The sequence below is a fragment of the Micromonospora sp. DT44 genome, assembly GCF_049841635.1.
In the GTDB taxonomy this organism is placed as follows: Bacteria; Actinomycetota; Actinomycetes; order Mycobacteriales; family Micromonosporaceae; genus Micromonospora.
Genome location: NZ_JBNCKS010000110.1, coordinates 1 through 7,479, shown reverse-complemented (window position 1 = coordinate 7,479; position 7,479 = coordinate 1). Strand labels below are relative to the sequence as shown.

Genomic DNA, 7,479 nt, shown 5'->3' with positions numbered 1-7,479 from the left:
CGACGACGACACCAATACCGCGCCAAAAAAGCCCACTACCAGCGAAGACTCCAACTTCACCAGGTACGGCTGGAGTACTAGGCCAAGCGGTCGGTCGGGTGAGCTGCCGGACAGGAAGCGTCCGGCCAGTGCGGCGGCGAGGGCGGCGAACCCGGCCGCCGCGAAGCCGCCGGCCGGCACGGAGAGGTCGATCGCCACGCCGACGAGAGGGGACCCCAGGGCGAACCCGGCGCTCTGCGCCGACGACTGCAGACCTGTCGCCTCCCCTCGCGGCGGTCCGGGCCGGGCTCGGCGTGGCCGCGCTCATGCCGGCGAACCTCGAACCGGGCATGTCGTCCCACCACGCCGAGGCCCTACCCACCCTGCCGGACGTCGAGTTCGGTCTGACCCGGCATCCGGCGACGGAGGGTGATCCGTTGACAGACGCCGTGGAGAACGCGCTGCGTCGGATGGTCTGAGCCCCCGCCCCGGGTCACTTGCCGGTGACGATGCCCGGGTTGATGCACAGGCCCGGGTTCCCGCCGTTCTTCTCGGCGATCTCCAGGCACCGGGTCACCTTGTCGACCTTCGCGTTGGTCTCGGTGATCTGCTTGGAGATCTCGGCGTTCTTACGGTCCTGCTCCAGGTTGCGGGTCTGCGCCAGCTTGTCCTGGAACGCCTTGATGTTGCCCTCGGTCTTGTCGTCGTGGTTGACCCGGGTGATGGTCACCGACAGGATGTCGACGTCCGTGGCGAGGCGGCTCTCCGCGCTGGTCTTGATGTTCGCCGCGAACGGTTTGAGGTCGACGTTGAGGTCGCCGGTGCGCGCGTCGATCTTCTCCAGCGGGTTGTACGCGGCGAACGCGTCGTTGACCGCGCTGTCGAGCTGCACGCCCACCCGCTGTCCCCGGAAGCTCACGAAGTCTCCCTTGTAGTCCATGAACTGCTTGGGGGCGTTCTCCGGTTTGACCTGCCACTCGATGAGCACCTCGACGCAGGCGTCGGCGAGCGTTCCGGTACGGACCCGGACGCAGTCATTGCCGCCGATGTGGTCGTACTTCTGCCGGCCCGCGTCCCACTCGCCGACCTTCTGCCAGGGGGCCACCCACTTCAGGCCTGAGCCAGTCACCTCGCCGGTCGGCTTGCCGAAGCTGGTCACGATGCCGACCGAGCGGATCGGCACCGAGTGGGCGCTGGAGGCGATGCCGACCACCAGGCTGAGGGTGAGGAAGCCGAGCGCGGCGAGGGCAGCCACCCGCTTCAGCGAGCGGGCGGGGGCGACGAGCGCGGCGACGGCGCTGACGACCAGGGCGACGGCGAGGACGATCGCCATGGTGAAGCCGACGGGCATGGGGTAGGGCCTTCCGCTGGGCTGTGTGGATCTTCAAGCTAGGAGGTCCGGTCAAATCGGGCCGCGCGGGTCGGCGTCGGTTCGCCGCCGGTAAATTCCGCGCCGGGCGCATCCGCCGCGCCCGGTCGCGGCGAATCCTGGGTAGAGAACACCGACCCGGGGGTACGTCTGTGCTGACCGATCCGATGCCGGCAGACGCCGTGCAGACCGCGCTCAAGCGGGTCTCGCTGGCGGCCGAGGACCTGGACGGTAACCGGGTCGCCGCGCTGATGCTGGAGTTGGCGGCCGAGTGGGGCGTGCCGGCGCTCTGGGAGCAGGTCTGCCAGCCGCTGCTGGCGCCTCTGTCGGGGCGCGACGCCGGCGAGATCGCCGTGGAACACGCCCTGTCCGAGGGCGTCCGGGTCGGGCTGGACGTGTATCGCCGGGATCCCGGGCGGTCCCTGCCGACCGGCGGGGTGCTGCTGGCCGGCGTCGAGAGGGAGGCGCACTCGCTCGGTCTGCACGCCCTCGCCGCGGCCCTGCGGGAGCGGGGGCATGGCTGCCTGCACCTGGGGCCCGCGCTGCCGTGGTCCGCGCTGAGCAGCGCCGTGCGCCGCGCTCGCCCGTACACCGTCGTGGTGTGGTCGCAGACGCCGGTCACCGGGCGTGCGTACCGTCTCGTGCGTTTCGCCCGCGATTTTCCGGGCCTGCGCGTCTACGGCGCGGGGCCGGGCTGGATCGAACCGCTCGCCGCGCCCGCGGTCCACATGAGCGCGCTGCCGGCCGCCGTGGCCGCCTGTCTGAGCGTGCCGGAGCCGGGGGAGCGGAGTCGCGCCGAGACGTGACGCCGACCACTTCCGATACGAAACAGTTCCGTATCGTTAATGGCGGTCGTAGTCTGTTCGCCGTTACGAGTCTGGCCCGTATCGTATTGCGGAACGGGTGCAACCGGGGGGAGAACCGGGCATGGAGCTGCACAACAACACAGGACACCCGAGGAGGTGGGCGATCCTGGGGGTGCTGGTGATCAGCCTCCTCGTCGTCGTCCTCGACAACACGATCCTCAACGTCGCCCTACGCACCCTGGCCGACCCGGTACACGGTCTCGGCGCCAGCCAGGGCGAGCTGGAGTGGGCGATCAACTCCTACACGCTGGTCTTCGCCGGCCTGCTGTTCACCTTCGGCGTGCTCGGCGACCGCGCCGGCCGCAAGCGCTTCCTGATGATCGGGCTGGCGCTGTTCGGCCTGGCGTCGCTGCTCTCGGCGTACGCCGACAGCCCCGCGCAGCTCATCGCGGCGCGCGCCCTGATGGGGGTCGGCGGCGCGGCCATCATGCCGGTGACGCTCTCGATCATCTCCAACGTCTTCGACCCCCGCGAGCGCGGCCGGGCCATCGGTATCTGGGCCGGCGCGGTCGGACTGGCCGTGGCGATCGGCCCGATCCTCGGCGGCACGCTGCTGGAGCACTTCTGGTGGGGCTCGGTCTTCCTGATCAACGTCCCGGTGGTCGTCGCCGGCGTGATCCTGGTGGCGCTGCTCGTCCCCGAGTCGCGTGACCCGCGCCCCGGCCGCGTCGACCTGCTCGGCGTCCTGCTCTCCGTGGTCGGCCTGGTGGCCCTCTCCTACGGCATCATCGACGGTGGCGAGCACGGCTTCGACCGGCCGGTGGCCTGGGGCTCGATCCTGGTGGGCATCGCCGTGCTGGCCTGGTTCGTGCGGCACGAGCTCCGCTCCGACCACCCGTCACTGGACGTCCGCCTGTTCAAGGTGCCCCGTTTCGCCGCACCGGTGGCCATCGTCGGCCTGGTGTTCTTCGCCGCCATGGGCGTGATGTTCTTCAGCTCCTTCTACCTGCAGCTGGTTCGCGACTACAGCCCGCTGCAGACCGGTCTGCTCTTCCTGCCCTTCGCCGGGGCCCAGCTGATCTTCGCGCCGCGCAGCGCCGCGATGGTCCGCCGCTACGGCGGCCGGGCGGTCGCCGCCGTCGGGCTGGGGCTGACCGTGGTGGCGCTGGCCGCGTTCGCCTTCATCGACGCCTCCACCCCGATCTGGATGGTGCTGGTCGTCTTCTTCCTCCAGGGCGTCGGGATGGCCAACATCATGCCGCCGGCCACCGAGTCCATCATGTCGGCGCTGCCGCGCGAGAAGGCCGGTGTCGGCTCCGCGGTGAGCAACACCGTCCGCCAGGTGGCCGGCGCGCTCGGCGTGGCGGTCCTCGGCTCGGTGCTCAGCGCGGTCTACCGCAGCGACGTGGGCGACGCGCTGACCGGCCTGCCCGCCCAGGCGCAGGACGCGGCCAACGAGTCGATCTCCGGGGCGTACGCGGCGGCCGGGCAACTCGGCCCGGCGGCGCCCACGCTGATCTCGGCGGCCAACGACGCCTTCGTCACGGCCATGCACTGGGCGGCGGCGCTGTCCGCGATCGTCGCGGCTCTCGGCATGCTGGTGGTGCTGCGGTGGATGCCGGGCCGTGAGGCCCTGACGCCGGCGACGGCAGCACCCGCCACCGAGCCCGAGTTGGCCGGGACGGCCTAGGTTCGAGGACAATGTCCGACATGACCTCCACCGCCGATGCTCCGCGGTCGCCCGGGCGACCGCGGAGCATCCGTGCCGACGAGGCGATCGTCGAGGCCACCCTCGACCTGCTCGCCGAGGGCAGCACCGTCGAGGCGCTCTCGATCGAGGCGATCGCCGCCCGCGCCGGCGTCGGCAAAGCCACCATCTACCGCCGCTGGGCCGGCAAGGACGCGCTGCTGCTCGATGCGCTGCGCCGACTCAAGGGCATCATGCCCCAACCGGCCGGGCACTCCGTGCGTGACGACCTGCTCCTGCTGGTCGGCGCGGTCGGGCAGAACGTCGACCCGCGCGCGGCGAAGATCATGCCGTGCCTGGTGCCGGCGGTGAACCGCAGCCCGGACCAGTTCCAGCTCTACCAGAACATCATCGCGCCCCGGCGGCAGCTCATGCGCGAGGTGCTGCGGCGCGGCATCGACGAGGGCCTGCTGCGGCCCGACATCGACGTCGAGGTGACCATGGCGCTGCTCACCGGGCCGATGCTGATCCAACGCGTACTCCAGTGGAACCCGGAGCTGGACGACCACAAACTGCCGGCGCAGGTCGTCGACGCCGTCCTCGACGGCATCCGCGCCCGCTGACCCGACCGCGCGCCCTGGCCGGGCTCTCTCGACCGTGTGTCGGGTCAGCCCGCCGGGGCGCGCAACCGGTGCAGGCGCAGCGCCAACTGCACCTCCAACGCCCGCTCGGGCCGCTGCCAATCCGCGCCCAGCAACTGCCCGACCCGCTCCAGCCGCTGCGTCACCGTGTTGACGTGCACGTGCAGCTGCTCGGCGGCCCGGGCCAGGCTGCCGCCCACCCCGAAGTACGCCTCCAACGTCTTCACCAGTGCCGTCCCGCGCCGGGCGTCGTAGTCGACGACCGGCCCGACCGTGGTGGTGAGGAACCGCGCCACGTCCTTGTCGCCCTGGTCACCCACCGTGCCCAACAGCAACCCGACGAAGCCCAGCTCTGCGGTGCTCGCCCCCTGACCGGCGCGGCCCAACGCGCCAAGCGCGGTGAGGCAGCGGTCCGCCTCGTGGAACGTCCCCGCCAGCGCCCCCGGCCCCGTCGCCGGGCCACTCGCCCCGGCGGTCACCGGCCGGCCCGTCACCCGCGACAGGTCCCGCGCCACCGCGCGGGCGCTGCCGCCGGCGTCCTGGCCCGGCAGCATCAGGACCACCCGACCGTCGCGCGCCGCCGCCAGGCCACCCCGCGTCGAGGCGTACGTGGTGGCCCAGGAGAGCACCCGCTGCCGCGCCGAGCCGGTCGCCGCGATCGCGTCGTCGCCCACCGTCACCAGCACGTGCGGCGCGTCCAGGTCCACCCCGAGCCGACGGGCCCGGCTGCGCAGCGCGTCGGTGTCGCGCAGCGGCCGGGCGATCAGGTCGTCCAGCAACTCGCCACGGACCCGACCCTCCGCCTCGGCGACCGTCCGGCGGAACAGCAGCAGCAGGGCGGTCACCAGCGCGGCCCGCTCCAGGATGCGCTGGTCCGCGTCGACCAACTCGTCGTTGGGACGCAAGACCAGCGCGCCCAGGTTCTCCGTACCGGCGACCACCGCCGCGTACCACAGTGGACCACGGCGGACGCTGCGCCCCTCGGTCCGGGACGCGGCCACCGCCTCGACGATGTCCGCCCGCTCCGGCTCGTCGATCTCGCCGACCCGGGCCAGCAGGCGACCCTCGGCGTCCAACGCCAGCAGCGCCCCGCCCAGCACGTCGGTCACCGCCGCCGCCACGTCCTCCACGCCGCCACCGCGCAGCACCAGCGCCGTCATCCGGTCGTGCGCCGCCGCGGCCCGCTCCACCGAGCTGCTGTGCGCCCGGATGGTGGTGTTCGCCGCCGACAACTCGGCCAGCGCCGAACGGGTCTCGGCCAGCAGCCGGGCCGTGTCGATCGCCACCGCGGCGTGCGCGGCCAGGGAGACCAGCAAGGCCACCTCCTCCCGGGCGAACGGCCGGGCCGAGCGGTTGGCCGAGTAGAGCACCCCGATCGAGGTGGAGCCGAGCCGCAGCGGCACCCCGAGGATCGCCACCAGGCCCTCCTCGCCCACGCCGGCGTCGATCTCGCCGGTGTGGTGGAAGCGCGCGTCCTCGCCGTAGTTGGCGGTGACGTACGGCGCGCCGGACTGGGCCACCAGACCACCGAGGCCGGCGCCCATCGGCAACCGCAACCGCTGGAAGCGGGCCGACACGGACCCGTCGGTCACCCGCATGTACGTGTCGCCGCGCTCGTCGTCGTTCAGCGTCATGTACGCCACGTCGGCGCCGAGCAGGTTGCGCGCCCGGTGCACGATCGCCCGCAGCACGTCGTCCAGGTCGCGCAGCCCGGCCAGGTCACTGACCGTGTCGTACAGGCCGGACAGCTCGGTCTCCCGGCGACGACGGCGCTCCAGCAGCGCGCGGACACGCAACGCCACCGTCTTGGCCTGCTCCAACTCGGCCAGCCGGGCCGGCGGTACACCCGAGGCGCGCGCGGCCACCAGCGGGCCTTCGAACTCCACCGCGGCGGCCTCGCGGGCGAGCAGTTCCAGGAACTCCACCGGCGACGACATGGTCGACATTGTGCGCGGACCCACTAGTTGGCCGTCCAGCCCCCGTCGAGCGCGATCGACGCGCCGGTGATGAAGGCCGCCGGCGGCGAGCAGAGGTACGCCAGCAACTCGGCCACCTCCTCCGGTTCGATCAGCCGTTTGACGGCCGCCCGTGCCAGCATGATCTTCTCGATGACCTCGGCCTCCTCAATGCCGTGGCTGGCCGCCTGGTCGGCGATCTGGCTCTCCACCAGGGCGGTCCGCACGTACGCGGGGTTGATGCAGTTGGCGGTCACCCCGTGCGCGGCGCCCTCCAGCGCCACCACCTTGGAGAGCCCTTCGAGGGCGTGCTTCGCCGAGACGTACGCCGCCTTGTACGGCGAGGCCCGCAGGCCGTGCACCGACGAGATGTTGACGATCCGACCCCAGCCCCGGGCGTACATGTGCGGCAGCGCCCGGCGGATCAGCAGGAACGGCGCCTCCACCATCACCCGCTGGATGTACTCGAAACGCTCGACGGGAAAGTCCTGCACCGGCGCCACGTGCTGGAGCCCCGCGTTGTTCACCACGATGTCGACGTCCACGTCGAGGGCGTCCACGGCAGCCGGGTCGGCCAGGTCCACGCCCTCGGCGCGTCCGCCGGCCTGGGCGGCCACGGCCTTGGCCGCCTCCAGGTTGCGGTCCACCACGAGCACCTTCGCGCCGGCCGCGCCGAGACGCAGGGCGCACGCCCGCCCGATGCCGCTGCCGCCGCCGGTGACCAAGGCGGTCCGACCGGCGAGGTCGACCTGTACGACGTGGGGGACCGCCACGGGTTCTGCCGTCATGGCGCAAGAAGTTACGAGCTGTGTGTCCGTCGGCACATGGGCCGGAGCCACATACTCCCGGGCAAAGCTGTGTGGCCCGCTGGCCCGCTGGCCCACTGGCCCGCTGGCCCGCCGGGTGGCTGGGCCGCCGGCCCGCCGGGTGGCCGGCCGCCGGCCCGCCGGCCCGCTGGGTGGCCCGCAAGATCGCGCTGCATCCTGGAGCTTGTCTCATCCTGTTTGGGCTGTTCAGGAGTGGTTGACAGGTCTTGTTGGTG

8 protein-coding genes are annotated in these 7,479 nt (G+C 72.2%); 4 read left to right on the top strand and 4 right to left on the bottom strand.

Translation table 11 applies throughout. The features are described 5' to 3' along the window. A partial coding sequence (locus tag ACLQ25_RS32215; protein ID WP_425734503.1) for a hypothetical protein occupies positions 1–198 on the bottom strand: 198 nt, incomplete at its 3' end. Positions 199–293: 95 nt separating this feature from the next. On the opposite strand from ACLQ25_RS32215, the gene ACLQ25_RS32210 reads away from it, so the two are divergent. Next, positions 294–458 (top strand): hypothetical protein, encoded by a 165-nt coding sequence (locus tag ACLQ25_RS32210; RefSeq protein WP_425734502.1) that lies wholly within the window; start codon positions 294–296, stop codon positions 456–458. A 14-nt stretch (positions 459–472) separates the two neighbouring features. On the opposite strand, the gene ACLQ25_RS32205 is transcribed toward ACLQ25_RS32210, so the two are convergent. After that, positions 473–1,330: an SPFH domain-containing protein gene (locus tag ACLQ25_RS32205; protein WP_425734501.1), complete on the bottom strand. Its 858-nt coding sequence runs from the start codon at positions 1,328–1,330 to the stop codon at positions 473–475. A 170-nt stretch (positions 1,331–1,500) separates the two neighbouring features. On the opposite strand from ACLQ25_RS32205, the gene ACLQ25_RS32200 reads away from it, so the two are divergent. The 3 genes from ACLQ25_RS32200 (at position 1,501) to ACLQ25_RS32190 (ending at position 4,464) form a co-directional block, all read left to right on the top strand. After that, positions 1,501–2,154 carry a transcriptional regulator gene (locus tag ACLQ25_RS32200; RefSeq protein ID WP_425734500.1) on the top strand — a complete coding sequence of 218 codons (654 nt, stop codon included), beginning with the start codon at positions 1,501–1,503 and terminating at the stop codon, positions 2,152–2,154. Positions 2,155–2,275: 121 nt separating this feature from the next. Next, a complete protein-coding gene (locus tag ACLQ25_RS32195) occupies positions 2,276–3,844 on the top strand; it encodes a DHA2 family efflux MFS transporter permease subunit (RefSeq protein WP_425734499.1) in 1,569 nt (522 codons plus the stop codon). A gap of 11 nt (positions 3,845–3,855) precedes the next feature. Next, a complete protein-coding gene (locus ACLQ25_RS32190; protein WP_425734498.1) occupies positions 3,856–4,464 on the top strand; it encodes a TetR/AcrR family transcriptional regulator in 609 nt (202 codons plus the stop codon). Positions 4,465–4,508: 44 nt separating this feature from the next. On the opposite strand, the gene ACLQ25_RS32185 is transcribed toward ACLQ25_RS32190, so the two are convergent. After that, positions 4,509–6,428, bottom strand: coding sequence for a helix-turn-helix domain-containing protein (locus ACLQ25_RS32185; protein ID WP_425734497.1), 1,920 nt, complete (start codon positions 6,426–6,428; stop codon positions 4,509–4,511). 14 nt (positions 6,429–6,442) lie between these two features. Beyond that, complete coding sequence (locus ACLQ25_RS32180) at positions 6,443–7,225, bottom strand: 3-hydroxybutyrate dehydrogenase (RefSeq protein ID WP_425734496.1); 783 nt, start codon at positions 7,223–7,225, stop codon at positions 6,443–6,445. Positions 7,226–7,479 lie beyond the last annotated feature (254 nt).

Bases quoted from the DNA above. Each gene is read 5' to 3' on its own strand.
- ACLQ25_RS32205 (WP_425734501.1), bottom strand. From the start codon at position 1,330: ATGCCCGTCGGCTTCACCATGGCGATCGTCCTCGCCGTCGCCCTGGTC.
- ACLQ25_RS32195 (WP_425734499.1), top strand. From the start codon at position 2,276: ATGGAGCTGCACAACAACACAGGACACCCGAGGAGGTGGGCGATCCTG.
- ACLQ25_RS32190 (WP_425734498.1), top strand. From the start codon at position 3,856: ATGTCCGACATGACCTCCACCGCCGATGCTCCGCGGTCGCCCGGGCGA.
- ACLQ25_RS32185 (WP_425734497.1), bottom strand. From the start codon at position 6,428: ATGTCGACCATGTCGTCGCCGGTGGAGTTCCTGGAACTGCTCGCCCGC.
- ACLQ25_RS32180 (WP_425734496.1), bottom strand. From the start codon at position 7,225: ATGACGGCAGAACCCGTGGCGGTCCCCCACGTCGTACAGGTCGACCTC.